The sequence below is a fragment of the Georgenia sp. X1117 genome (genome assembly GCF_057784635.1).
Map to the genome: position 1 here is coordinate 1,467,121 of NZ_CM173492.1, position 23,156 is coordinate 1,490,276.

The 23,156-nt window shown below is 66.6% G+C and carries 25 protein-coding genes; 8 read left to right on the forward strand and 17 right to left on the reverse strand.

All coding sequences use genetic code 11. The features are described from left to right. Positions 1 to 148: 148 nt before the first annotated feature. A complete protein-coding gene (locus tag AC3D3D_RS06665) occupies positions 149 to 661 on the forward strand; it encodes a GNAT family N-acetyltransferase (RefSeq protein WP_463662549.1) in 513 nt (170 codons plus the stop codon). On the opposite strand, the gene AC3D3D_RS06670 is transcribed toward AC3D3D_RS06665, so the two are convergent. Then, the gene (locus tag AC3D3D_RS06670; protein WP_463662548.1) at positions 653 to 1,045 is read right to left on the reverse strand and encodes a VOC family protein; all 393 of its coding nucleotides are present in this window, start codon (positions 1,043 to 1,045) and stop codon (positions 653 to 655) included. The two genes, AC3D3D_RS06665 and AC3D3D_RS06670, sit on opposite strands and share 9 nt — an antisense overlap. A gap of 193 nt (positions 1,046 to 1,238) precedes the next feature. Then, positions 1,239 to 1,784 carry a CGNR zinc finger domain-containing protein gene (locus AC3D3D_RS06675; protein WP_463662547.1) on the reverse strand — a complete coding sequence of 182 codons (546 nt, stop codon included), beginning with the start codon at positions 1,782 to 1,784 and terminating at the stop codon, positions 1,239 to 1,241. Between the two features lie 138 nt (positions 1,785 to 1,922). Between AC3D3D_RS06675 and AC3D3D_RS06680 the strand changes: the two genes are divergently transcribed. Next, positions 1,923 to 3,107: an MFS transporter gene (locus AC3D3D_RS06680; protein WP_488512584.1), complete on the forward strand. Its 1,185-nt coding sequence runs from the start codon at positions 1,923 to 1,925 to the stop codon at positions 3,105 to 3,107. Positions 3,108 to 3,352: 245 nt separating this feature from the next. Here AC3D3D_RS06680 and AC3D3D_RS06685 read toward each other — a convergent pair whose 3' ends face one another. From AC3D3D_RS06685 to AC3D3D_RS06740, 12 genes are all read right to left on the reverse strand, one after another. After that, positions 3,353 to 4,225, reverse strand: coding sequence for an alpha/beta fold hydrolase (locus AC3D3D_RS06685; protein WP_463662545.1), 873 nt, complete (start codon positions 4,223 to 4,225; stop codon positions 3,353 to 3,355). 115 nt (positions 4,226 to 4,340) lie between these two features. Continuing rightward, complete coding sequence (locus AC3D3D_RS06690; RefSeq protein WP_463662544.1) at positions 4,341 to 5,615, reverse strand: hypothetical protein; 1,275 nt, start codon at positions 5,613 to 5,615, stop codon at positions 4,341 to 4,343. A gap of 233 nt (positions 5,616 to 5,848) precedes the next feature. Continuing rightward, positions 5,849 to 6,208, reverse strand: coding sequence for a helix-turn-helix domain-containing protein (locus tag AC3D3D_RS06695; protein ID WP_463662543.1), 360 nt, complete (start codon positions 6,206 to 6,208; stop codon positions 5,849 to 5,851). Beyond that, positions 6,208 to 7,353: a tyrosine-type recombinase/integrase gene (locus AC3D3D_RS06700; RefSeq protein ID WP_463662542.1), complete on the reverse strand. Its 1,146-nt coding sequence runs from the start codon at positions 7,351 to 7,353 to the stop codon at positions 6,208 to 6,210. The genes AC3D3D_RS06695 and AC3D3D_RS06700 overlap by 1 nt, the downstream gene beginning before the upstream one ends. A gap of 427 nt (positions 7,354 to 7,780) precedes the next feature. Next, positions 7,781 to 11,329 carry a MobF family relaxase gene (gene mobF / locus AC3D3D_RS06705; protein ID WP_463662541.1) on the reverse strand — a complete coding sequence of 1,183 codons (3,549 nt, stop codon included), beginning with the start codon at positions 11,327 to 11,329 and terminating at the stop codon, positions 7,781 to 7,783. 68 nt (positions 11,330 to 11,397) lie between these two features. After that, on the reverse strand, positions 11,398 to 12,342 hold the full coding sequence (locus AC3D3D_RS06710; protein ID WP_463662670.1) for a helix-turn-helix domain-containing protein: 945 nt from the start codon (positions 12,340 to 12,342) through the stop codon (positions 11,398 to 11,400). Between the two features lie 93 nt (positions 12,343 to 12,435). Continuing rightward, complete coding sequence (locus tag AC3D3D_RS06715; RefSeq protein ID WP_463662540.1) at positions 12,436 to 13,092, reverse strand: flavin reductase family protein; 657 nt, start codon at positions 13,090 to 13,092, stop codon at positions 12,436 to 12,438. Positions 13,093 to 13,244: 152 nt separating this feature from the next. Next, positions 13,245 to 13,670 carry a DMT family transporter gene (locus tag AC3D3D_RS06720; RefSeq protein WP_188550652.1) on the reverse strand — a complete coding sequence of 142 codons (426 nt, stop codon included), beginning with the start codon at positions 13,668 to 13,670 and terminating at the stop codon, positions 13,245 to 13,247. A 37-nt stretch (positions 13,671 to 13,707) separates the two neighbouring features. Further along, a complete protein-coding gene (locus AC3D3D_RS06725) occupies positions 13,708 to 14,028 on the reverse strand; it encodes a DMT family transporter (protein WP_188550653.1) in 321 nt (106 codons plus the stop codon). Positions 14,029 to 14,070: 42 nt separating this feature from the next. Then, complete coding sequence (locus AC3D3D_RS06730) at positions 14,071 to 14,550, reverse strand: deaminase (RefSeq protein ID WP_463662539.1); 480 nt, start codon at positions 14,548 to 14,550, stop codon at positions 14,071 to 14,073. Beyond that, positions 14,547 to 15,167: a DsbA family oxidoreductase gene (locus tag AC3D3D_RS06735; protein WP_463662538.1), complete on the reverse strand. Its 621-nt coding sequence runs from the start codon at positions 15,165 to 15,167 to the stop codon at positions 14,547 to 14,549. Before AC3D3D_RS06735 ends, AC3D3D_RS06730 begins: the two co-directional genes overlap by 4 nt. A 94-nt stretch (positions 15,168 to 15,261) precedes the next feature. After that, positions 15,262 to 15,741 (reverse strand): MarR family winged helix-turn-helix transcriptional regulator, encoded by a 480-nt coding sequence (locus AC3D3D_RS06740; protein ID WP_463662537.1) that lies wholly within the window; start codon positions 15,739 to 15,741, stop codon positions 15,262 to 15,264. Positions 15,742 to 16,354: 613 nt separating this feature from the next. Here AC3D3D_RS06740 and AC3D3D_RS06745 point away from each other — a divergent pair. Beyond that, positions 16,355 to 16,654: a hypothetical protein gene (locus tag AC3D3D_RS06745; protein WP_463662536.1), complete on the forward strand. Its 300-nt coding sequence runs from the start codon at positions 16,355 to 16,357 to the stop codon at positions 16,652 to 16,654. A 33-nt stretch (positions 16,655 to 16,687) separates the two neighbouring features. Here the strand turns inward: AC3D3D_RS06745 and AC3D3D_RS06750 are convergent. Then, a protein-coding gene (locus AC3D3D_RS06750) for an IS3 family transposase (protein WP_463662535.1) occupies positions 16,688 to 17,877 on the reverse strand; the annotation gives its coding sequence in 2 pieces (ribosomal slippage) (positions 16,688 to 17,590 and positions 17,593 to 17,877; 1,188 coding nt in all). Between the two features lie 732 nt (positions 17,878 to 18,609). Between AC3D3D_RS06750 and AC3D3D_RS06755 the strand changes: the two genes are divergently transcribed. Beyond that, on the forward strand, positions 18,610 to 18,744 hold the full coding sequence (locus tag AC3D3D_RS06755; protein ID WP_463662534.1) for a hypothetical protein: 135 nt from the start codon (positions 18,610 to 18,612) through the stop codon (positions 18,742 to 18,744). Positions 18,745 to 19,342: 598 nt separating this feature from the next. Here the strand turns inward: AC3D3D_RS06755 and AC3D3D_RS06760 are convergent. Both AC3D3D_RS06760 and AC3D3D_RS06765 read right to left on the reverse strand, forming a co-directional pair. Further along, entirely contained in the window at positions 19,343 to 19,468 is a 126-nt protein-coding gene (locus tag AC3D3D_RS06760; RefSeq protein ID WP_255662369.1) for a hypothetical protein, read from the reverse strand. A 97-nt stretch (positions 19,469 to 19,565) separates the two neighbouring features. Then, positions 19,566 to 19,946 (reverse strand): MerR family DNA-binding transcriptional regulator, encoded by a 381-nt coding sequence (locus tag AC3D3D_RS06765; RefSeq protein WP_188550658.1) that lies wholly within the window; start codon positions 19,944 to 19,946, stop codon positions 19,566 to 19,568. Positions 19,947 to 19,998: 52 nt separating this feature from the next. Between AC3D3D_RS06765 and AC3D3D_RS06770 the strand changes: the two genes are divergently transcribed. The 4 genes from AC3D3D_RS06770 (at position 19,999) to AC3D3D_RS06785 (ending at position 22,930) form a co-directional block, all read left to right on the forward strand. Then, on the forward strand, positions 19,999 to 21,549 hold the full coding sequence (locus AC3D3D_RS06770; RefSeq protein ID WP_463662533.1) for an MFS transporter: 1,551 nt from the start codon (positions 19,999 to 20,001) through the stop codon (positions 21,547 to 21,549). A gap of 171 nt (positions 21,550 to 21,720) precedes the next feature. Then, a complete protein-coding gene (locus AC3D3D_RS06775; protein WP_229586865.1) occupies positions 21,721 to 22,236 on the forward strand; it encodes an NAD(P)H-dependent oxidoreductase in 516 nt (171 codons plus the stop codon). A gap of 47 nt (positions 22,237 to 22,283) precedes the next feature. Next, positions 22,284 to 22,643, forward strand: a complete 360-nt coding sequence (locus AC3D3D_RS06780; protein WP_188550661.1) for a putative quinol monooxygenase — start codon at positions 22,284 to 22,286, stop codon at positions 22,641 to 22,643. Between the two features lie 89 nt (positions 22,644 to 22,732). After that, entirely contained in the window at positions 22,733 to 22,930 is a 198-nt protein-coding gene (locus AC3D3D_RS06785) for a hypothetical protein (RefSeq protein ID WP_229586864.1), read from the forward strand. The last annotated feature ends 226 nt before the right edge of the window (positions 22,931 to 23,156 follow it).

Sequence of the window (23,156 nt, forward strand, 5' to 3'; positions counted from 1 at the left end):
TCCGAGAGCTAGATGTACTGGCCGGCGACCTTGGTCGCACCGCGGGCGGTTCAGGGCTACTTTTCGCCGACCCCGTTGAATGTCTTTCTCTGTGAAGGGTTCAGCGCGTGTCCTGCGAAATCTTCACTACATCTCGACCGCTACAGCCATGACCCCCGTCGAGATCCGTCCTCTCACCAACTCGGACCGCAGCGCCGTCGAGGCCGTCCTCACCGCTGACGACGGCTACGCGCAGCGGGTGCACGGGCGGCCGCCCGAGCCCGACGACGTGACCGGTCTGTTCACGGCACGCCCGCCGGACACGCGGCCGGACCAGAAGCACCTTCTCGGGCTGTTCGTCGACCAGGAGCTGGCCGGCGTCGCCGACCTGGCCACCGACTGGCCGGAACCGGGGGTCAACTTCCTGGGGCTGCTCCAGCTGCGGGCGGACGCCCAAGGCCTGGCTCGGCACTTCCACGACCACCTGCTCGCCGCGCTCCCCACGGATCGGGAGTGGCGGCTGAACGTCCTCGACACCAACGCGGAGGCCCAGCCGTTCTGGGAGCACCTCGGGTATCGGGACACCGGCACGCGGAAGTCGTGGTCCAGCCCCACCGGACTGGACCATGAAGTAGTGGTCCAGGCGAGCGTGAGCGTAGGTGGGGGCGGCAGATCAGGATGAAGCCAGGCGCTCTCCTTCGGACCGGAGGATGCAGAATTGGTTCCCCTCAATGTCGGCCAAGGTGACCCAGCCAAGTTCATTGGCCTCCCGGCGGTCGGCAATAAGTGTTGCCCCCAGCCCGAGGACCCGCTCGACTTCCTCGTCGCGGGTACCAGTTCGAGGCCGTAGGTCCAGGTAGAACTTGTTCTTGCCCGGGGTCGGGTCCGGCACCTCGATGAACAAGAGGGTGTGGCCAGTCTCGGGGTCGAAGATCGGGCACTCCTCATCTCCGGGTTCGTTCGGCTCGTCGGTGTTCTCGACATACCCAAGGATGGGTCGCCAGAACTCAGAGAGGGCGTAGGCGTTGCGGCAGTCCACGGGGGTGTGAGACACGAAGCTTGTCATGCGAGGGGTGAAACATGTCACGCACGGCCCAGCCAGTGGGCTGTGCACTGTCCACGAACCGGCCTTAGGAGGATCTCCGCGCGGCGACCTCTCGCACGAGGATCATACGTGCAGATCCCTTCATGGGGGGCTTCCACCGGCCCGCCGTGAGCCTGAAAATACCGCTCCGGCGCCCGGGTGGCAGCGGTCGGATTCACTGTCCTCGCCGCTCTCTCAGACGAGCCTGCTTGTTCCGGTTCCCACAGATCGCCATCGAGCACCACTGGCCCGTACGGGAGCGCGAGTGATCGTAGAAGGCCCATTTGCACTCGTCGTCCCTGCAGGCCTTGAGGCGAGACCACGTTCCGTCCACCGTTGCTTGCGCGACCAGGGCGAGAATCCTCCCGGCGACATAGTGCGCTCCGTCTCTCCGAGGGATGAGGCGCAAGCCCTCCTCGGTAAAGGTCGCCTCGGCCTGACTCCAGGCCAGCATTCGATCGAGCACCTCGCGGACTGCCGGAGGCATTGAACCTCGCGAGTGATGAGCAAGCAGGCCCTCACGCAGTGCCTCACGAAGCTCACCCAGGAGCTGCCGGTCGCTCGCACTCGACTCGTTCGGGAGACCGCGTTCGGCGCACCACCGACCCCACGTTTCTGACGAGTCCAGGGCGTCCGTGCCCTTCTCGATGTCCAGGGTGTTCACGAACGTCCGCACCAGCTCGAGGTCACCCGGCGCGTTCGGCTCACTCGAAGATCCCATACTCCGATCTAACCATCGACCCGCCTAAGGCGGTTGCAAAGAACGTTGTCGTAAGTAACCATCTCTAGCATGACGAGAGTTAGCGCATGGCGCAGTCGGGACTTCCGCCGTCTCTGGGGTGCCTCCACGGCGTCAGCCTTGGGCGGTGAGATCGGCGAGCTCGCCCTGCCGGTTCTCGCTCTGGTGTGGTTGGGGGCCTCGGCCGAAGAGCTGTCCTGGGTACGAGCCGCGACGTTCCTGCCGTACCTGGTGCTGACCCTCTGGCTGGGCGTGCTGGTCGACCGGTGGAGGCGGCGGCGACTGATGATCACGGCGGAGATGGTCAGCGGGATCACTCTGCTCGGTATCGCCGGCACAGCATTGGCCGGGTGGCTCACCGTGCCAGTCCTGGTCGCCGCGGCCGCACTGCTGGGGGCGATGTCCGTGCTGCACATGCTCGCGGACTTCTCCTTCACCCCCCACGTGGTCAGCAGGGCCGCGCTTCCGGATGCGAACGCGAAGATGACAGCCACTTACTCGGCGATCGGCATCGGGGGCTCCGGAGTCGGCGGCGCGCTTGTCCAGTGGATCACGGCACCGTTCGCCGTCGCGATCAACGGGGCGGGGCGGCTCCTCTCCGTCCTGTTGCTGCGACGTATTGAGACCCCCGAGCCGCCTGCGCCGGCTCCTGGCGCTTCGGCTCGACAGCAGGCTCGGGAGGGGTTCATGGCCCTACTTCGCCACCGAGTCGTTCGGGCTCTTGCCGCGGAGGCGACGATCTGGAACCTGGGCAACGAGGTCTTCATGCTTGCCCTGACCGTCCTGATCGTGGATCTCCGACAAGATGGCCCCCTCATGCTCGGGCTGATCTTCATGGCCGGCGGACTCGGTGCCTTCCTCGGGGCGGGCATTAGTGCGCAACTGACCGAGCGGTTCGGGTACGGGCGATCCCTTGTCACGGCCATGCTCGTGGGCAACACGGCGCCGCTGGTCGGCGTGCTGTTCAGCTCCGACACCTCCGTGACGTCCCTGGTGGTCCTCGCCGCGGCCTTCTTCGCGTCCGGGTTCGGCACCGGAGTCGCGAACTCCCAGGCCGTCACCGTCCGTCAGGTCACGGTTCCCGAGGAACTCCGCGGGAGGGTCAACGCCAGCTACCGCATGCTCTCCTGGGGCGCCCTCGCAATCGGTGCACTCTTGGGAGGCTGGCTGATCTCGGCTGTCGGGGGATGGCTTGCCGCCGCGCTGGGCACGGCCGCGATGGCGGCTTCCACCCTTCCCGTCGCCCTGTCTCCAGTGCGGCAGATGCGGGACCTCGACGACGGCGCCCCACCCGCCGCCGAGTAACTCAGCCCCCGCCTAGGCTGGGGAGCGATCTCAGAACGGACCAGGTCAGCGATCGCGGCAAACGAGGCGTGCGGTCGCACCGTCCAGCGCTTGTAGGGTCGTGAAGGTCACCTGACGAGTCTCGCACGCCTCCACTTGGGCGATCGAACTTCCGGACCTGCCGCACAGAGAACGGGCGTGGCGGTTGACGGTGGGATGCAGCGTGCACCCCTGCATGGGGGTTGGCGGGGCGGGTGTCTGCTTGTCTATGGGCTGGTGAGGAAGGTCAGGAGGGTGTGGGTCAGCTGGGCGGGATTCTCCTCGGCCATGTGGTGTCCGGATTCGATGACGGCGGAGACGGGATCCTGCTCGCACCAGGCTCGCCAGATCACCGAGGGGTCGCCGTAGAGCTGGCCCATGTCGTCGAGGCTGGACCACGCCACCAGCGTGGGGCAGGCGATCTTTCGGCCAGCTTCTCGATCACTCTCGTCAGTTGCCCGGTCCACGTGGAGGCCGGCCCGGTAGTCCTCGAGCATGGCTCGTACCGTTGATGGCTGCCTGATGGCGGTCACCATGTCCTCGTAGTTCTCGAGCCCCATCGACTCCGGGTCGGGGCGGTACCACGCCAACGGGTCGGCGGTGATCACTCGCTCGGCCTGGTCGGAGGATGCGAAGAACCAGTGCCACCAGGCCTCGGCGAAGCGCGCGTCGGCGCGCTCCAGCGCCTCGACGATGGGGACACTGTCCAGGACGGCCAGCCGGGCCACCCGGTCAGGGTGGTCCAGGGCAGTGCGGTAGGCGACGTAGCTGCCGCGGTCGTGACCCACGACGGAGAACGTGTCGTGGCCGAGACGGGACATCAGGGCCGCTACATCGCGCGCCATCTCCCGGTCGCAGTAGCCGACATGGTCCGCGTCTGGCTGCGGTCCCCGAGATTGACCGTAGCCGCGCAGGTCTGGGCACACGACGGTGAACCCGGCCTCCACCAACGCCGGCGCGACCCGGTACCACGTCGTGTGAGTGCGCGGATGCCCGTGCAGCAGCACGACCGCGGGACCGTGGCCGCGATGACGCACCCGGAGACTTACCTCGTTGTCGAGCTCCACACGCTCCAGGGAGAAACCGTCAAAGAACTCCACCCCAGCATCCAAGCACCTCACCAAAGCACGCGCCGCCGCCCTGAGGACGCAGCCTGTGGATGACGTCCGCTCATGCCGCGAGGCGCGCGGCAGACAGCCACAGGAGGGATGGACCTCATCCGCTGCTTTCGCGGGTGCTGGGGTATCGGGCCCAGGTGCTGCCGGCTTCTTGGGCGCGACGTTCGGTGGTGTTGATGTGGTAGCCGAGCATCTGGCTGACGATGGCTGGGGGCGCTTGGAGGGTCAGACGGGACAGGGTGCTGGCACGGGCTGCCCGGGGTTGAAGGCCGAGGTGTTCGAGGCGTAGTCGCAGGGTGGTGGGGTGCACGGGCTGGGTGCCGCGTCGGCCTGGGAACAGCCAGTGGCTGTCGGGGTTTGCGGCGGTGGGGGAACGGTGAGTGGTGAGGTAGTCGGTGAGGAGCTGGTCGAAGGGGGCTGGGACGGGGGCTGGTGGTGTACCCAGGTGGATCTTGACCGCTGCGTCCTCGCCGCGGGTGATGTCTTTGGTGCGCAGCTGTGCGAGGCGACCCAGGGGTTGGGCGTAGAGGAGCATCAGTGCGAGAACGACCCGGTCGCGGTGGTCGAGGGAGTCGTCCAGGGCGGCGCGGCGTAGCCAGTCCAGGCGGTCCGCCTGGCTGATGGGTCGGATCTGCTGGTGCACGCTGGGCGTGATGCGCAGGGGCGGGGCCAGGCCGCGACGGGCCGCCCAGGCCAGGAAGGCTGCTACCGGGGCGCGCTGCCATTGCTTGTGGTCGCTGACCCAGCGGTCCAGATCGTCCTGGGTGAGTGTGTCCAGGTTCTGCTCCTGGCCTCGCAGCCAGGTGAGGAAGGCGTTGGTCTGTCGTAGCGCGACGCGGGTGTTCTGGTCTCGGTAGGGGTGCAGCATTGCCCGGTCGGCGTCTTGGCGTAGTCGCCGATGAAGCTGCCAGCGGGCGTAGCGTTCCAGCACGGGCCGCACGTCGGGGTCGACCTGATCGTTCAGGTAGACGGTGGTCCATTCCTGGACGCGGCGCAGGGTTGGGTCGACCTCGGGCAGGACGCCGGCGGCGATGAGAAGCTGGCGCAGGTGCGCGACCGCGCGGTAAGGCTGGAGCGTGGCCAGACCGTCGTGGGTGAGGTCGACCTGGCCGGTGGCCAGGGCGTCGAGCAACCTGGTGGTGTGTGGTTTGGTGAGCCACAGGATCCCGGTGCGGGGGCGGGGCATGGCCACCAGGTGCTCCAGCAGCGGTTGCAGGGCGGGGGCCACGGTGCCGGTGCCGTCGTCAAGGGCGGCGGTCAACCGGTCTGTCAGCACGCACCGTCCGCAGGTGTTCTTGTAGTGGTTCCATCCTTCTTGTCCGCACCGGGTGCAGGTGAAGTTGCCGATGCCGCCGGCGCAGTCGGTGCACACCGTGCGTCCTTGGTCCAGTCCAGGCAGAAGCCGGTGGGTGCCGCATCCGGGGCAGGTTCCGTAAGTCTCGCGGGCCTTGGCGTAGCAGCCGGAGCAGACCGGACCCTCGGGCCAGTTCCGGACGGCGACCACGAACCCTGGCCGGCGGCTGCTGGTGGTCGAGCCCGGGGGTGCTGGTGGCCGGAGCGGGCGGGCGCAGCGGGCACACGAACTGTCGGGGCGGGCCTGCTGGTTCACCTCTGCTCGGGTGTGTCCGTGGTGGTCAGCCGGACGTGGACCGGGCGCACTGGTGGACTGGTCTGGTTACGGCGGGGGTGGGGGTCGCCGACGGCCTGGGGACGGACACCGATGAGGTGGGTCTGGCTGTCGATGAGCTCGTCGGAGGTCACGCCCAGGATGTGGCAGAGCGCGGACAGGACGTGCAGGTTGAGCCGTTCGGGGGTGCCGGTGACCAGGCGGTGGGCCTGGGAGCTGGACAGGTTGATCCCGTGCTCGGCCAGGTGCGGGATGATGTCGGTGGTCATGTACATGCCGCGCTCGGCCATCAGTGCGCGCAGTCGCCAGGTGTAGGTCGTGTTCCACAGCTGGGCCATCAGCGGGTTCCTTCCAGAGTTTTCTCGGTGGGGGTGCGGGCCAGTGCTTGGGCGATATCGGCGTCCAGGGCGCGGCGCAGGGTGCGGACGCGGAAGTCGGAGGACACGCAGGTGTACAGGCTCGTGGTCGAGCCGTAGTCGTGCCCGACCTGGTCCTGGACGAATCTCAGCTCGAAACCTTGCTCCATCAACGTCGTGACGTAGGAGCGGCGCAGGGAGTGGAAGGTCAACGCCGGGTTCAGACCCAGCTCGTCGCAGTAGGCGCGCAGCCGCCGGGACAGGACCTCCCCAGCGATCCGCTCGCCCCGCTCGGTAGGGAACAGGGCGTCGCCGCCGTTGGTGTGCAGCAGGGGCCGGACCTCCTGCAGGTACTGCTGGACCACGTCCACCGTCCAGGGCCACACCGTGAGCACGCTGCGCCGTTTGGGGGCTGAGCCCCGCTGGGCCTTACCGTGACGGATCAGCAGGACCCCGAAAGCGCCGAACTCCGGGGCGTGCGGGTTGGGCGAGAAGTCGGTGACGTCGAGCATGCGGACCTCATTGCGCCGCATCCCGTACCCGTAGGCGAGCTTGAAGATCACCCCGTCCCGGAACACCGAGGCCCACCCTTTGGTGCCGCGGGCGGCCCGGTCCATCGCGGTCGCGTCGACGTGCGCGAACAGTGACTCCAGCTCGGCGAGGGTGAACGCCCGGCGGGTCGGCAGCCCCTCGTAGTCGGCCACGTGCGCTGCGCTGTTCACCTCGTTGAGGACCTGCGTGGGGACCGCGTCGAACCGTTCCTGGCACACCAGCGGCCACTCGTAGGCAGGGTCGGTGACGTACCCCCCGAAGATCCGCAACCCGACCTGGTAGTTCCGGATCGTGGACAGGGCAAGGCCTTTCACCGACCGCAGATCGGCGAACCACTCATCGGCGTGGCGGGGCATCCAGGTCCACGGGTACTCGTTGGAATGCTCAACGAACGCGCGCACCTGCGCACGCCGGTTGCGGACTGTGACCACGGAGAGGTTCCGGGCGAGCATCTGCCGTTCCCAGCCGTCGAGCATCGCGTCCAGCACCTGTTCCTCGGGCCGGACCAGGCCCACCCCCGAGGTGATCAACGACAGCGCTGACAGGCTTCGCGGCATCCGGTCCTGATCGTCCATCTAGGCCTCCTGGCTCGCCCGTCTATCGTGACAATAGCCCGCCTATCGCCCGGGTGGCAAAAGGGGCGCCGCCACCTGCACGAACGCCGCCATAGCCCTGAGACGCTGCACGGCGAGCCGCCAGGAGCAGCGTTCCGAGAGCGTCCCTGGCCTGGAAAATCACTCGCCATGACCAGTCCCGGCAGCCGGGATTTGTCACGCTTTAGCGAAGAGTGCAGGAGGTGTCGTCAGCCTGCGTGACATCGGTAAGAACGCTGATACCGAGAATCCGATTCTGCTGAACGCTTGGAATGCGTATCCCTGGCCGACCGGCGAAGGTGATGGCGATGGCGATGGCGAATCATCAGCGACGCCGTTCGGCAACGGCTGACCCTCACAATCGAATCAAGTCGACTGCAAGCTTCGGAAGTGCCGAATTGCGCCACACTTACAACGAGCGCTCGATGTCCTCGCGTCCCGGTGAATGCTGCGGTACATCGCTCGCTTGGATGATGAAGCCACGTGCTCGATCGAAAGCAGTTCGTGCACGGGCGGCGTCAATGCTCTGCGCCGTGGACTGCGGCGGCGGTCCCAGAGGTCGGGCATCCGTGACGCCGTATCTGTCGCGGTAGGCCGCAACGGTGCGCCCGTAACGTCGCCACGCAGCGGCTTGGCGCTGATCGCGGGGTGGCTCGCCAAGATGCTGCACCCACGCTTCGCCGGTCTCGCGTGCGGTGTCGAGCACGGCATCAGCGCGAGCTTCGATCATCTCGCGCCGCTCATCGAGGGCCTGCCGCATATCGTCGGTCATCGGGCCGTCCGCAGCCGGGATCAGTCCGGCGATCAGCCGCGGCGTCTTGCGAGCACGACCCGAGCCCGCCGGGCGGGCGGTGGCGCGCGCAACGCGGTAGTGCAGCACGGAGGCGATGTCGTCGGCGTCGGTGAATCCGCGCGCGGCGACCAGGCGCGGAAACAGGGTGTCGACGTTGTGGTGGTTGGCCTCGGCGCGGAGCAGTTCGGCGGTGAGTGCGCCGAACGCCTCGGACTCGATCGCGGTGTCGGCTTGTTCGGCGGTGAGGCCGGCGGATCGGATGAGGGTGGCCCAGCGGTCTCGTTGGGCTGCGGCGGCGATGGTCTCGTACTCGGCGGCGAGCTGGGCGATCGACCCCCAGTTCTCCTGTTCGGCAGTGATGGTCTGGTGCGCGGACAACTCAGCACCCACATGCTGGAGCACCCCGAACAACACCGACCGGCCGGTGGCGTCGGGATTCTCACCGGGATGCGGCTGGGCGTGCTCGTCGGCCCGGTCGAGCATCACGTAGGCGTGGTTGGACTGCTTGCCGCGGGTCATCGCGACGTAGAAGTTCTCCCTCGTCGTGGTCGGCTCCACCAGCACATGCGCGGTATCGACAGTGACGCCTTGCGCCCTGTGGGCGGTGACCGCGTATCCCAGATCGACGTGATCGGCCACGTAGGAGGCGGGGAGGGCAATTGAGCCGCCGAACCGGTGGCCGGTCTTGCGGATCGTGACCGAGCCGTCGTCGCGGACGCCGGTGATGGTCCAGGTGTCACCGTTGCGCACCCACGTCTTCCCGTTGCGGAGGCGGCGGTCGTTGCGGCGGGTGATGATCGTGTCCCCGACCCCAGCAGTGGTGCCGTCGTTAAGCTCGACCTCCCGACCAGGTGTCAACGTGCCGTCGAGAATCAGATCGGCACGAGCGCGCTGGTTGAGGGCGCTCACGTGGTCGCGGGTCTCGGCGACCAGCACCGACACCAAGCCTTGGTTCCGGTCGGCGCGCCAGGCGGTGTAGGCGGCGTCGGTCATCGCCTCGGCGTCGCCGTCGTGGATGCGGTCGTGGGCGAGGTAGGTGTCGATCACCTGCGTGCGACCGTGGCGCAGTGCCAGGGAGGCGGTCTTCTCCCACTCGTTGGTGAACCGGTGCACGTCGACCAGCTCGGGCGCATCGTCCCGGTCACCCACGAGGAGCCCGAACGCGCCACCGGCGTCCACCGACTGGAGCTGGGCGAAGTCGCCCACCAGCAACACCTTCGCCCCGGCCCGCTCGGCCAGGTGCGTGATCCGCTCCAACGAGAGCGTGCCGGCCAGAGAGGCTTCATCGATGATGACAAGCTGACCCGCCTGGAAGTCGGTGCCGTGGACGAGGTGGTTCTGCCACCACTTCGCCGTGTTCTCCGTCGCGATTCCCAAGTCCTCGGCGAGGACCTGCGCGGCCACCGCGGACGGTGCCAGCCCGACCACGGACCCGGCACCGTGCGCCTTCTCCCACGCCCGCCGCAACGCCGACATCGCCGTCGTCTTCCCGGCGCCGGCCGGGCCGACCAGCACGTCGAGCAAGCGCCCGGAGACCGCGATGCGTGTCAGCGCCTCCGCCTGGTCGGCACCGAGCATCCGTCCCTGACGGTCGGGCTTGGTGGTGATCTTCTCGACCGTCGCCACCGACACGGTCGGCGCGGTCAGGGTGCGGGTGCGGTCGAGCAGCCGGTCCTCGGCCGCGAGGAGTTCCTCGGAGGAGAACACGGTCGAGTGCTTCGGCCGGAACACGCTGGTGCCGTCCACGCGGCGGAACACGGCTGGGCTGGTCGCCAGGTCCGGCGGTGTCAGCCGCAACGACACAGCTTCGGCGGCGTCGGCGACCATCGCGACGATCGCCTCCCGGTCCTGCATGGACGCGAAGCGCCACCCCATAGTCTGCCGGGACGCCTCGGCCATCAGGTTCCACCGCCGCCACGTCGAGCGCTTCTCACCCACCACGCCGACCACGCTCCGGCCGAGATCGGCGACCACGTCCAAAGGCACGTCGTCAGCGCGCAACAGCAACGGCTTGTCGTTGTCTGTCACCTCACGCGCCCAGGCCGTCGCGTCGGTTCCGAGCACTCCGGCGGCGCGGGTGCGCCACTCGGTGGTGAGGTCGGCAAGCGACCGGACCTTCTTCTCCGGACGCGTGGCGAGGGTGGCTTGGGCGCGGAGCTTGATGATCGTCGCCGTCGAGGGCTGGCGGCCGTGCCGGGCGACGTAGTCGGCGATCAGTCGGTCCTTCTCCACCTCGATGTGCCGCGCTCGGGTGGAGAACTCGGCTACCAGCTCCTCCGGCACGCTGCTGATCGCCCAGGCGGGATTGCGGTCCCGGCCCATGTCGCGAGCCTCCCATTCGACGCCGAAGCTGCGGGTCATGTGGTCGGCGAACACCGCCTCGTGCAGCTCCGACAGGGCGACCACCGCGGCGTGCATCGGCCGCCCATCCAAGCTCCGCCACTTCCCGTCCAGCACGGTCTGCACCTTGTTGCTGATCACGACATGGGTGTGCAGATGAGGATCACCCGAGCGGGAGTCGAAGTGATCGAACGCCGTCGCCACCAAGCCGGCGACATCGACCTGCGCAACGGCCCCGTCGCCCGCGGTTGCACCGGTGCGGGTGGCCGCAACCTCCCGCTCCATGAACGCAACCACCTCCGCAACCGCCCGATGATGCGCCTCCCCGATCAACGCCTGGGTGCCGGCGTCGGCCACCGCCCACAACGCCGAGGCCGACTTCGGGACCGAGAACGTGAAGTCGAACCCCGCCACCGCACGACGCTTCCCACGCTCGGCCTCCTCGGCCTCGATCCGCGCGACCGCCTCACCTTTCGCGCCCGGACTCAGCGATGGGTCGAGATCGGCGATCCGCGCCTCGACCCGCTCCGGAACCGACTTGTAGACCGGGAACGCGAGGCCGAGCGGGTCGCCGGTGATCGGATCACGGCCCATCCCCATCACGAGCTGAAGCTGGGCCTCCGACACCCGATCACCGACCGCGAGCTGACCCTTGCCGAGCGCGGCGACCCCAGAGCCGAGCCACTGCCCCGGTGGGGTACCTTCCTCCGCGTAATACCGCGTCAACGGAGTGGAGAGCGAGCGGTCGCCATCCGCGGCGACCACGCTACGAAGCAGATACTTGTGGCCGTCGCCGGCGCTCATCACCCGCATCGAGACCGTCATGCACGTCAGGTGCGCACTGCGCCGGTAGCCTCACGATCGTTATGCAGCGGGGCGGCGGTGGCTGGCCGCTACAGGGTCGTGCCCGTGAGCGGGCAGCTTTGCTGGCCGCCTATGGGAAGATGCGAATGTCCTGTGGACGGTCCTTCGTGGACGAGGCGTCGGTACCGACTCGGGGTGACGCCGACGGCCTCGCGGAACACCCGGGCGGCATGTCCACGGCTGTGCCATCCCACTTCACGCATCGCGGCCTCGATGGGGAGGTCGGTCTGTCGCAGGAGTCGCGTCAGGTTCTCCACCCGGATTGTTGCGAGGCAGCCCAGGGGTGTCTTGCCGTAGGTCTGGACGAATACTCGGCCGAGCTGGGACGGCGAGAGATGCACGGCTGCGGCAAGCTCGCGCAGGGTCCATCGCTTGGCTGGTGCGTCACGTAGCAGGTCGATCACGGTGCGGACCTCCTCCCGCAGCGGCGCAAGTTGTCGGATCTCCGGCGCGCCACGGCGTGTAGTGCCGCGCTGAACCGAAGGTGGTGGTGTCGGCGTCGTTGTCACGTAGGGAGCGATGACGTCGAGAACGGCGAACAGCAGCGCTTGGGCGCGGTAGAAGCGTTCCGGGGCGGGGCGGTCGAGACTGAGGGTGGTCAGCTCATCGAGCCAGGGCATGATCATTCCTAGCCGTTGTTTGCCGAGCCGGAGGATCTGAGCGGGTGGGCAGAACAGCTTTGCGAGGATGTCCTGCGCGGCCCAGCGATCTGTCAGGAGGTGGGCGTACTGCCAGAACACCTGGTCGGCGACGTAGTCGCGGTCGAGGTAGATCGTCGTGACGGTGACCGCGTGCTCGGGCTCGCTCCCGCATAGCGTGCTCGCACTGAGCAGGATGACGTCGCCGGCGCTCACCGGCTTCTCACCGAACTCGCTCAGCAGGATCGCCGAGCCTGACCGGACCGCGATGAGCTTCACCCTGTCGTAAGCCACCGGTGTGATCGGGGCATGGATCGTCGTGGTCCTGACGACAATCGGAGTGAGTGCCCCACCAGCAACCGTCACGGCGTGGTGCGGCGCCAGGCCGGCTCGTGCGACATTCTTCACTAGGCGGTGTGGACGGCCTGTTTACGGCGATGATCGGCGACCATCAGGCCCGGGGCGGAACATGTCGAAGCGGTGGTGTTCGTCGAGTGTGAAGTAGGTGCCTGGCCCGCCGCCGCGCAGGACCGGGCCGGCCAGCGCGGTCTGGTAGATGCCCTCGGCCAGCAGGCCGCGGTCAATATGCACGCCCACCACCTCACCGAAGACCACGCGGGTGTCGGTGAGGGTCCCGGTGGCGGTGTGGAGGGTGACGATTTGTGTGGCGCGGCATTCGAACACCGCTTGGGATTCGGCGACGTGCGGGGTGTCGATGATGCGCGACGGCGCGGGGGTCAGGCCGGCGAGGGCGAACTCGTCGACCTCCGGGGGCGCTGCCGCCGAGGTGACGTTCATCGCTTCTGCGAGTTCTCGGGTGACCAAGTTCCAGCAGAACTGTCCGGTCGCTTCGACGTTCGCAAGAGTGTCCTTCGAGCCGTTGCTGGCGAATCCGATGATCGGCGGGGTGTAGTGGAAGGCCGTGAAGAAGCTGTACGGCGCCAGATTCAACACCCCATCGACGTTCCGGCTCGATATCCAGCCGATCGGCCGAGGCGCGATGATGGCGTTGAACGGTGAGTGCGGAAGCCCAGTCCCGGATGCGGGCTCGTAGAAGTAGTAATCTCGCTCTGCCTGGACAGTCATTGACGCCCCCTCCGTCGTTACCGTGCGGCACGGTGGTCCCTGTCGTGGAAGTGACTTTCCCGGCCCGTCTGCGCGGTCCGCACCCGGCGTGGGGACACCTGGTTTCTCGTTTCGCCCCGGCGGCCCCACGCCGCGCTGCTCTTGCAGCATGGTCAGGACTGCTGATCGGACGCTCCCGGTTCGGAATCTGTCTGGTGGGCGGTGAGCTTGGGGCTGTCGGCGAGCTTGAGCCACACAACGCCGCCGATGATGACCGCCAGCCAGAACGCCTTGGTCATCGTCAGGGTCTCGTCGAAGAAGACCGGGCCCAGGAGTGCGGCACCGATGGCGCCGATGCCTGCCCAGACGGCGTAGCCGATCCCGACGTCGATGCCTTTGAGGGCGACGCTGAGGAAGAACAGGGTGAGCAGGAAGAAGACGACGGCGACGATGGACCAGACGAGGTTGGTGAATCCCTGGCTGCCGTTGACGCTGAGTGCGTAGCCGACCTCGAATCCTCCGGCCAGCAGCAGGGCGAGCCAGGGGCCCGTCTTCTTCTCGGCGGTACCCGATGCCGGGGTGTGCGTCGTGGTGGTCATGGAGTATGTCCTTTCACAGTGTTTGCGCGGGGGTGGTTCAGGCGGTGCTGGCGAGGTTGAGCCCCACGACGCCGCCGATCACGATGGCGATGCCGAGGAACTTCTTCCACGTCAGGCGCTGGCTGAGGAAGAGTGCACCGACGATGACGATCCCGACGCCGGCCAGCGAGGTCCACAGCGCGTAGCCGACGCCGACGTCGAAGGTCAACAGCGCGAGGCTGAGGAAGAAGGTGGCAATCCCTCCGCTGACCAGGGTTGCGATGGTCCACCACAGCCTGGTGAAACCCTGCGCCTTGCCGGCAGAGATGCCGACGGCGACTTCGAAGATGACGGCAATGCCGAGGTAGAGCCAGCTCATGATGGTGTTCCTTTACGTCAGTTCGTTGTGTGAGCGCCCTTGTCAGCGCCCGTGAAGTGTGTAGTTGTGGAGGTACCTGGTGAAGGGCTCTGCGCCCCGCTGAACGGGCAGGTGACGCAGGAGGCCGGCGCGCAGCTCGTCGGTGATCTCCAGCGCCGGGTAGCTGCCGCGGTAGTCGAAGCCGAAGTCCGCGACCGCATCGCGGTCAACGGCGACGTGGATGGCGTCAACGCGGTGGTCGATCGCGAAGCGGTAGCACATGCCGCAGGGCTCCCCGGTGGCCAACAACGCGGTCCCGGCCAGACTTTGAATCCCGTGCGAGACCATCGCGTCTCGCATCGCCACGATCTCGGCGTGTGCGCTCGGGTCACCGGTTTCATGCACCCGGTTGACGCCGAACTCGGAGACGACCCCGCCCTGATCCACGACGACGCCGACGAAGGGCAGACCACCGGTCGTAACGTGCGCGATGCACTCCTCGACCGCCCGCTCCATGACCGCCCGCAACCGGGCCGGCCTCACGGCTCGGGCCTCGGAGGGACGTCCTGTGCGGTGAGCTGGTCGACGACCTTCTTCAACCGGGTCGCGCTGGGCACTCCACGCAGCAGTTGGCCCTCGACAACGATGCCCGGCACCGCTTCGATCCCGACGGTGTTCACCGCATAGTCCTGATCAGCGCGCTGCCGGTCCCGGCGCTGATCGCTGTGCAGGGCCTCTTCCACTTGGGAGCGGTCCAAGCCCACCGAGAGCGCCACCTCGATGATCACGGCGTCGTGGCCGATATCGCGGTCGTCCTGGAAGAACGCTTTGAACATTGCCTCGGTGTACTCCTCGGCCTTGCCCTGTTCCTGAGCCAGCTGCAGCACCATGAACGCCTTCTCGGTGCGCGGCTGCGGAGAAATCGACGGCAAGGTGATATCGACGCCCAGACGCTCGGCCATCGGATACACCGAGGACTTCCACACCCGCGGCAGGTACTCATCCTCCGGCCGCAGAGTCGGCACCGGATCAGGCCGTAGCTCGAACGGCCGAATCCGCACTTCCACATCCCGGTCACGCTTCAACTCCTCGACCGCTCCCTCGACCAGGAAGCTGAACGGGCACACGTAGTCCACGAAGACATCGACCTGCGTACTCACCTGATGGGCTCCTTCTCGCGTTGTCATTCTTGGCGATTTACTTACATGTACATGCATGTACTACTCCAAAGGATCTGGCGGGTGCCGTGCGGATTCAGGACCCGATCACCGCTCCGACCTCATCCAGGGCGCGGCCGAGCTGCCCCGCATCAAGGTGCGGAAAGTGCAGCGACGGCCGGTCCAGCAATTCCCGAACCCGGTCCTCGTAGGGTTCCCGCACCTGGCGCAGCAGCCCCTCTCCCTGCTCAGTAATCACTGCGTACACACCGCGCCCGTCGTCCTCGCAGACATCTCGGCGAGCAAACCCCTTGACCTCCAACCGACTGACCAGGCGGGTCGCCGAACTCTGGGTCAACCCCACGCGCTGCGCGAGGTCATTGACGCGCAGTTCCTTGTCTGACGACTGACTCACGAAGACCAGGGCGCGGAACTCCGTCAGCCCGACCCGGTGCGTGTCCGCGAGCCACTTGTCCAAGCTCGCATCCACCGCCGACGCGAACGCGGCGACCTTCGACCAAGCGGCGCTGACACCGCTGCCGAGCGAAGCCTCTGTTGCGTCTGTCTGCATGTGCATGCATGTACCGTATCACGACCTATCCCTGCCAGGAAACGGGCCGGTCGCCTTCACCGCGCAGGGTCGAATGCCGAGGTGCTCACCCCTGGTCGGACGCGAGCTTCTCAAGGCGAGATCAGGTACGGACTGAGCGTCCTCCCCAATACGTCAAGGCCCGCATCGGCGAGTTGCTGGCGAAGGTTCACTCCGGCGACCGCGCTCACTTGGTGATCGCCGTCTACGACCATCGTCTCATTACGCCGATCCACCGAGGATAATCCGCCGACGGCGAGGCCGACGCGTGCCACCGACACTGGCCACCCTGCACGACGCCAGTGTTCGAGTCGGCATCGAGCAATCACGACGCGACTACTCTTGCCGCACACGGGGTAACCTGAACCCAGCAATCACGCGGAGCGCGACGCGACTACTTTTGCTCCCCTACGGGGTGCCCGCCTCCACGTAGTACCTCGTCAGCGGCGTCGACAGCGAACGGTCCCCATCAGCGGCGGCCACCGTGCGCAGCAGGTACTTGTAGCCATCGCCGGCACTCATCACCCGCATCGAAACCGTCACGCTGCGAGGTGCGCGCTCGCCCACATGCCAACGCCGGTCACATCGATAGAGTCACAGCATGAGAAAAGCGTCGCCCAACGATGTAGCTGCGGCCTTCACCACGGCGACGGCCGACGCACTCGCGGACTGGGAGACGATCGACGCAGCGCTTGCGTCGCAGTCGCTTAGCCTCCGCCGTCGAGCAGCCTCTGACGCCTTCCTCTCGCTAGCTGTCTCGTGGGAGTCGTTCCTCTCACGCTGGTTGGTCGCCGCAGTGAACAAGGATGCGTCGCAGGCCGTGAGGCAACTCGCAACCCGCTTGCAAGAGCACGCGGAGGAGGAGCTTCGTGTCCCTAGCTCACATCTTGCAGGGGGCTGATGCAAGCTCGGGTGACATTTCCGTCTTCGGGGTTCAGGCCGCGAGTGCGACAGCCGGTGCTTGCAGAGCTTCTTCAAACACCACTGGCGTCATCCGGCCGAGTCCTTCCTGCTTCCTCCTGCGGTGATACGTGCCCTCGATCCACGACACGATCCCAGCCCGCAGGCCCGCTCTCGTCGACCACGAACCGGTGTCAAGCACGTTGTTCTGCACCAAGGAGAAGAAGCTCTCCATCGCCGCGTTATCACCAGCAGCCCCGACCCTGCCCATCGACCCGACCAAACCGTGATCCTTCAGAGCACGCTGGAACGCTCGGGACCGGAATTGAGATCCGCGGTCGGAGTGCACCACGCACCCGCCCGTGTCGACCCCCGCACGTGATCGGTTCGCGACGGCGCTCCCCAACGCCCTGACCGCCAGGGACGCCGTCATCCTCGAGTCGATGGCATAGCCGACGATCCGCCGTGAACAGGCGTCCTTGATCGCGCACAGATACAGCTTGCCCTCTCCCGTTGGGTGTTCCGTGATGTCCGTCAGCCACACCACGTCCAGTGCTTCAGCGGTGAAATCGCGCTGGAGCAAGTCGTCATGGACCGGTCGGCCCGGAGGAGTCGTCTTGCGCTTTCTGCGAGTGATCGCCGAAGCGATGCCCTGCCCCCGGCACAGTCGCCACGCGGTGCGCACGGCCATCGGCACGCCCGCCTCCGCCGTCTCGTCAGCCAGGTACCGATACCCGTACTCCGGGTCATCGGCATGAGCGTCGATCAGCGCGTTGATGCGATAGGCCTCCTGCACTTCGGAGTCAGTGATCGGGTCGGCCAACCATCTGTAATACGGCTGGCGGGCGATCTCAAGAACCCGGCACGTCACCGTCACGGGGATACCGTCAGCGGCGAGATCACGAACGAGCGGGTACGTCATTTTGACGGTAGCTGGGCCTGGCCGAAGTAGGCCGCGGCGCGGCGCATCACCTCCAGCTCCTGCTCCAGGACACGGTTACGACGGCGCAGCTCGCGCAGTTCGGCTTTCTCATCCGTCGTCGGGCCTGGGGCCCGGGGCGTGGGGCTGCCGGTGTCGAGATCGGCTTGCCGCAACCATTTCTGGATGGTGCCTTCATGCAGGCCGAAGTCCTTCGCGATCTGGGCCAGCGTGGTCTTGGAGTCCCTATTGCGGGCGATGTTGATGACGTCCTCGCGGAACTCCTTGGGGTACGGCTTGGGCATAGTGACTATCCTTCCCGGTTCGCGAAGAGCGAGCCAGATCAGCTGTCACCTCCCATTGCATCACGCCCCAGCGACCCTCATCACGCAGTCTCACTTCAGCCTGAATCTGGTTCGCCAGCTATTGGACCCGCAGGAGAACAACATCGTGATTCGTGAACACGGCGATCTCGATAAGTTCGCTCGGCGGTGGCTCGCCGACCCTTACCGGACGGCACTGGGTGGAATCTCCTCGTTTCAGTTCAAACCCGTGCTCGCCACCCGACTCATTCGCAACGCGCTCGCACACCAGTCAGAGTCCGCACTCAAGCGAGCGAACGATGAGCTACGGAAGAGCACAGTGCCTTTAGGCCTTCGAGTGACTGGAGATCGTCGGCTCAGCGTGGACGGATGGCGGCGCTATCTTCTTTCAATCAGCAGCACCCGCCCGAGAATCGCCGTGCTACACGACGAACTTGTGGCAGTCGCGGGTCTGCTCGTCGTTCCGTGACGCGGTTGGCCGTACCGTAGCGGCTCGATCTACCTCGACCTGCAAGACGCGTGGCAGTTCCGATGGTGGGCTGAGCGAGAGACGGATCGGGGTCGGGCCGACGGCCGGGAGTGGGCGTGCCTGGTCGTGTTGTCAGCGAGGCATCGGCGGCCGTTGATCGGGGTCGCGCACCTGGCAGGTGATCAGCCCGGCGAAGGGGTCCGCGAGGGGTTCGGGTCCGGGATCACCGAACCGCCGGAGCCCTCATGCGCAACCACTCGGTTCCACCCGAGGGCTGTCGTCTGCGGGTCGGGTCGCTGTTTTCCGGATACGGCGGCCTCGACTTCGCCGTCGAGCACGTCTTCGACGCTGAGACGATCTGGTTCTTCGAGATCGAATAGCCCTCACCCGGGTCTTCGCCCACTACTGGCCCGACGCGCCGAACCTAGGTGCCGTCACCACCATCGACTGAAACGCCGTCGAACCGGTGGAGATCCCCTGCGAAGGATTCCCCTGACAGAACGTATCCACTGCCGGCAAGCAGGCCGACCTCGCGCCCAGCACTCACTCGGGGTTCTGGTCGCACATGGGGCCGCAATCGAGGCCTTGCCCCCGGAGTTCGTGGTGATCGAGAACGGTCGTGGTCTGCTCTTCGCACCGGCAGTCCGCAACCTTCCCGGAGGCGCAACCGATTCCCGATGCAACCCCACCACCGCAGCCCCGGCGACGATGCAAGTGCGATCCTTCGCCAGGTGGAACCCGCCCCGTGGCAACTGGGAGAGGGCTCAGTCCGGGGCTGGCGGGTAGGGCACGGAGCACTTGGTGGGGTCCACCGGGGTTCAGGACTTCTGGGGGTAGGTCGATGGGTTCGCCGCCGAGCGGAGCGCACGGCGGTGAGGCGCAGCCAGACGTGTTCACGGGGTATCGCGTTGCAGGGCTGGCGCCGGAGGAGACGCCGAGCCTGAGTCGTCCGCCGCTGAGTAGGTCGGCGGTGGCGGCTTACTCGGCGAGCTTGCCGGGGTCTTCGCCGGCGAGCGGGATCACCCCGGCGCCCAGGCCGATCGGGCTGGTCCCGCGTGCGGCAGCGAGGAGCGCGAAGGGTGCGGACAGGGTGCGTTCGTGCATCTATCTATTCAGTTGGCTAGAAGTGGTTGGAAGAAGCGCGGGCACCACTAAGGAAGCGTTGCCGTAGGGGCCCGGGTGCGAATGTGGAAGTCAGGACTCAGCGACCGGGAAGGTCGCAGCGCTTGGTCTCGGATTTCAGGTCTGCGAGCACGGCGTGGAGTTCGGCGATCCGGCGTTCGGCGTCAGCGATGAGGTGGTCGGTCAGTCGCTGCCAGTCCTCGGGTGTCGGCTCATCCGGAACATCCTCCAGCACCTTGGCGATCTCCTGCACGGACAACCCAACGCGCTGGGCCACTCGGGCCACGCGAACCACGCAGGGAACCCAGGGCTGGTAGCGGCGCTGGTTGCCGGAGGTGCGCTGTGACTCGATCAGTCCTTGCCGCTCGTAGAACCTGATCGCTGAGGTTGCGGTGCCGCTGAGCTCAGCCGCCTCGCCGACCGTCAGCAACTCGGGGGCGTGAGTCTCGATGGTGGTCATGCTTCCAGCATGGCTTGACTTCAACCAATGTTCAAGTTCTAGCGTCGTGGGTATGAAGATGAATCCGCGCCAGCGTCTGGCCCTGACCACGTTGCTGCTGCCGGTAGTGGTGGTGTCGATGGATCTCACGGTGCTCTATCTCGCGGTGCCGTCGCTGAGTGAGCAGTTGCGCCCGTCGGGTTCACAACTGCTGTGGATCATGGACGCCTACGGGTTCATCCTGGCTGCACTCTTGATCCCGGCGGGCAGGCTCGGGGATCGCATCGGACGCCGCCGCCTGCTCGTGATCGGGGCGGTGCTGTTCGGGCTCGCATCGTTGGCTGCCGCGTTTTCGACCTCAGCCGGGTGGCTGATCTTCGCTCGCGCGATGATGGGAGTCGGCGGTGCCACGCTGATGCCCTCGACGCTCGCACTCATCCGCACGACGTTCACCGACGAGCAGCAGCGTGCTAGAGCCATCGGCCTGTGGACGGCAGCGTTCGCGGCGGGCGGTGCGCTGGGGCCGGTGGTCGCAGGCGGACTGCTTGAGTTCTTCCCCTGGGGGTCGGTGTTCATCATCAATGCCCCCGTCGTGGTGCTCCTGCTGCTCGGGTTGCGGCTGTGGGTGGCGGAGTCTCGCGCCGAGGCCTCTGCGCCGTTGCCCCTCGTCGGTGCTCTGATCGGTCTCGCGTTGGTCGTCTCGGCGATGGCGTTGCTGAAGCAAGCAACCTCCGGCGGCTGGGGTGTGACCGAGTGGCTGCTGCTCGCTCTCACGCTGGCAGCGGGTGTCGGGTTCGTGTGGCATCAGCGCCGCGCACGGCATCCCCTGATCGACCGCGACCTGATCCGCGTGCCCGGCGTCAGGCTCGGACTGCTGATCGTCGCGGTCGGAATGTTCGCCCTCACCGGGCCGAACATGTCGCTGGCCCAGTACCTGCAACTCGTACTCGGCCTCTCTCCGCTGCTCGCATCACTGGCGATGATCCCGATGGCCGTGTTCGGCATCGGCGGCGCGATCCTGGCCAGCGTCCTCATCACCCGGCTATCGAAACCGCGCGTCATCGTCCTCGGGCTGGGTGCCGCAAGCCTTGGCCTATTCGGTATCGCCTTGGCCACCCCCACGCAGTCACTCGTCTTGGTGCTGCTGAGCGGTGTCGCACTGAGCGTTGGCGTGACCGCGTTTCTCTCCCTGGCCACTGACCTCACCGTCGCTGCCGCGCCGCCCGATCACGCGGGGTCGGCTTCGGCGCTCTCGGAGACCAGTTCCGAACTCGGCGCAGCGCTGAGCATCGCTGTCCTCGGCACTGCCGCCTCGGTGGTCTACCGCAACGGACTCTCGCTTCCGTCAGAGCTAAGTGCCAGCGATGCCGAGCAAGCCGGGCAGTCACTCCAGAACGCCGTCACAACTGCCGACACCCTTCCCGAAACGGTCGGGAACACGCTATTGGAGGCGGCGCAGTCGGCTTTCAACGCTGGACAGTCCACCATCACCGCCGGTGCCGCCGTCCTGCTCCTGGCGCTGGCCTGCGTCGTGATGATGACCAGCAGGGGCAGGTCTCTGAAAGACGGACAACCTCCCTCACCAGCGCCAGCGAACGCTGGCGAACGGTCTGCCGATGGCTAGTCGTTCATCCCACTCGCGGTTCAACGACCGCCCTTGACTTCAACATATGTTCAACCCTCAGTCTGGAGAAATATGACATCACCGAGACCACAGCCCACCGAGCAACAAACTGCTCCCGCACCCGCTCAGAGCCGGATCGCGGTCATCTCTTCCAGCATTCGCGACGACCGTATGAGTCCGAGCATCGCCGACTGGGTGCTGACCTCCCTGGCCGAGAATCACGGCATCGAGGTCGATCTGATCGACCTGGCTCAGATCGCACTGCCCGATGACAACCTGCTCTCCCCAGGCGGCGGACCAGCGACAGAGGTAGGCGAGCGGATCGAGGCGGCTGCTGCATTCGTCTTCGTCACCCCGGAGTACAACCACTCCTACCCGGCGTCGCTGAAGCGGCTGATCGACTGGCACTACACCCAGTGGAAGTTGAAGCCCGCCACCATCGTCGCCTACGGCGTACACGGCGGATACTCGGCGATTGAGCATCTACGCGGAGTGCTGGCCGAACTGAACATGGTCACCACCCGCCGCTGTCTCGGACTGCCCGCCCCGTGGGAGGCCGTAGACGATGCCGAGCGCTTTGCACCGAGCGAGACCGTGGCCAAGGCGCTGGAAGGTGCCCTGGCGGAACTGGCTTGGTGGGCCGACCTGCTTACCGACGCCCGCGCCCACCATCCGTTTCCCAACTGAGCGCTGCGCTATTGCCGCGATCCGAGCATTCACAGAGGAGCTTCCCCATGACCGATCAGCGACACCAGAGTCCATCCATCTCGATCAACACGTTCACCGCTGTTGAAGGCGGCATCGACGCACTGACTGTCTTCCAGATAGCCGAAATGGAGGACATGAGAGCAGAGGCCACCGCGCACGGCTGGCTGGGCAACGAGGTCTATCGCTCAGACGACGACACCAGCCTGATCGTCCTCACCCGCTTCCGATCCGCAGAGGCTAAGGAGAACTGGGCGCAGACGGATCGCTTCCGACGGCACTTCGAAGGTCTCAAGCCACTGATCCAGAACGGCACATCAATCCCCGTGACCTTCGTCGTGGCCCATGGCCAGAATCTCTCACCCCAAGACTCGACAGATTGGCCCTGAACTCAGGGCATGTCTGCGCCCTCGACTCCGCACAGCCCGGTGTTGCTTTGAGGATGGTCGTCGGCCCACCGGTCCTAGCCGCTGCAGCCGTGGGCGGCGCCTTCGCCACCGTTGCGTTGAACGTCGGTGCCGTCGTCGGACCCATCACCGACCGCCTCGCTATCGAAGCCATCGGCGTGCGCGGCCCGGTCTTCATCAGTGCGGTCCTGGTGATTCTCACCGTCCTCCTGTGGCGCACCGTGTCAATGCTCTCGCGCCGCGGCGGGCCGGCACCAGTAGCTCGATAGCCAGTTGGTCGATCCTCGATGACCGGCGCTTCGGTACCACCACGAGCTGGGACCGTGAGGCGCGCTAGCAGCTTCGGGCACAGGCCGGACCAGCCGGGGAACAGTCAGCCGGGGCCGAGATCGTGAACGACGGCGAACCACTGCAACGGTGCCCAGAGCGGTCAGCGCTCGATGAGGCCACGTTTGCGCCCATCGTGGCACGCTCCACCACCGTTTCGTCGGCGCG

Excerpts from the sequence above, each read along its gene's own strand:
- AC3D3D_RS06695 (WP_463662543.1), bottom strand. The coding sequence starts at position 6,208 with ATGGCCCAGCTGTGGAACACGACCTACACCTGGCGACTGCGCGCACTG.
- AC3D3D_RS06715 (WP_463662540.1), bottom strand. The coding sequence starts at position 13,092 with ATGACTGTCCAGGCAGAGCGAGATTACTACTTCTACGAGCCCGCATCC.
- AC3D3D_RS06775 (WP_229586865.1), top strand. The coding sequence starts at position 21,721 with ATGAGTCCGAGCATCGCCGACTGGGTGCTGACCTCCCTGGCCGAGAAT.
- AC3D3D_RS06665 (WP_463662549.1), top strand. The coding sequence starts at position 149 with ATGACCCCCGTCGAGATCCGTCCTCTCACCAACTCGGACCGCAGCGCC.
- AC3D3D_RS06765 (WP_188550658.1), bottom strand. The coding sequence starts at position 19,946 with ATGACCACCATCGAGACTCACGCCCCCGAGTTGCTGACGGTCGGCGAG.
- AC3D3D_RS06755 (WP_463662534.1), top strand. The coding sequence starts at position 18,610 with ATGCGCAACCACTCGGTTCCACCCGAGGGCTGTCGTCTGCGGGTCGGG.
- AC3D3D_RS06720 (WP_188550652.1), bottom strand. The coding sequence starts at position 13,670 with ATGACCACCACGACGCACACCCCGGCATCGGGTACCGCCGAGAAGAAG.
- AC3D3D_RS06675 (WP_463662547.1), bottom strand. The coding sequence starts at position 1,784 with ATGGGATCTTCGAGTGAGCCGAACGCGCCGGGTGACCTCGAGCTGGTG.
- AC3D3D_RS06760 (WP_255662369.1), bottom strand. The coding sequence starts at position 19,468 with ATGCACGAACGCACCCTGTCCGCACCCTTCGCGCTCCTCGCTGCCGCA.
- AC3D3D_RS06745 (WP_463662536.1), top strand. The coding sequence starts at position 16,355 with ATGAGAAAAGCGTCGCCCAACGATGTAGCTGCGGCCTTCACCACGGCG.
- AC3D3D_RS06700 (WP_463662542.1), bottom strand. The coding sequence starts at position 7,353 with ATGGACGATCAGGACCGGATGCCGCGAAGCCTGTCAGCGCTGTCGTTG.
- AC3D3D_RS06725 (WP_188550653.1), bottom strand. The coding sequence starts at position 14,028 with ATGAGCTGGCTCTACCTCGGCATTGCCGTCATCTTCGAAGTCGCCGTC.
- AC3D3D_RS06780 (WP_188550661.1), top strand. The coding sequence starts at position 22,284 with ATGACCGATCAGCGACACCAGAGTCCATCCATCTCGATCAACACGTTC.
- mobF (WP_463662541.1), bottom strand. The coding sequence starts at position 11,329 with ATGACGGTCTCGATGCGGGTGATGAGCGCCGGCGACGGCCACAAGTAT.
- AC3D3D_RS06770 (WP_463662533.1), top strand. The coding sequence starts at position 19,999 with ATGAAGATGAATCCGCGCCAGCGTCTGGCCCTGACCACGTTGCTGCTG.
- AC3D3D_RS06740 (WP_463662537.1), bottom strand. The coding sequence starts at position 15,741 with ATGCACATGCAGACAGACGCAACAGAGGCTTCGCTCGGCAGCGGTGTC.
- AC3D3D_RS06670 (WP_463662548.1), bottom strand. The coding sequence starts at position 1,045 with ATGACAAGCTTCGTGTCTCACACCCCCGTGGACTGCCGCAACGCCTAC.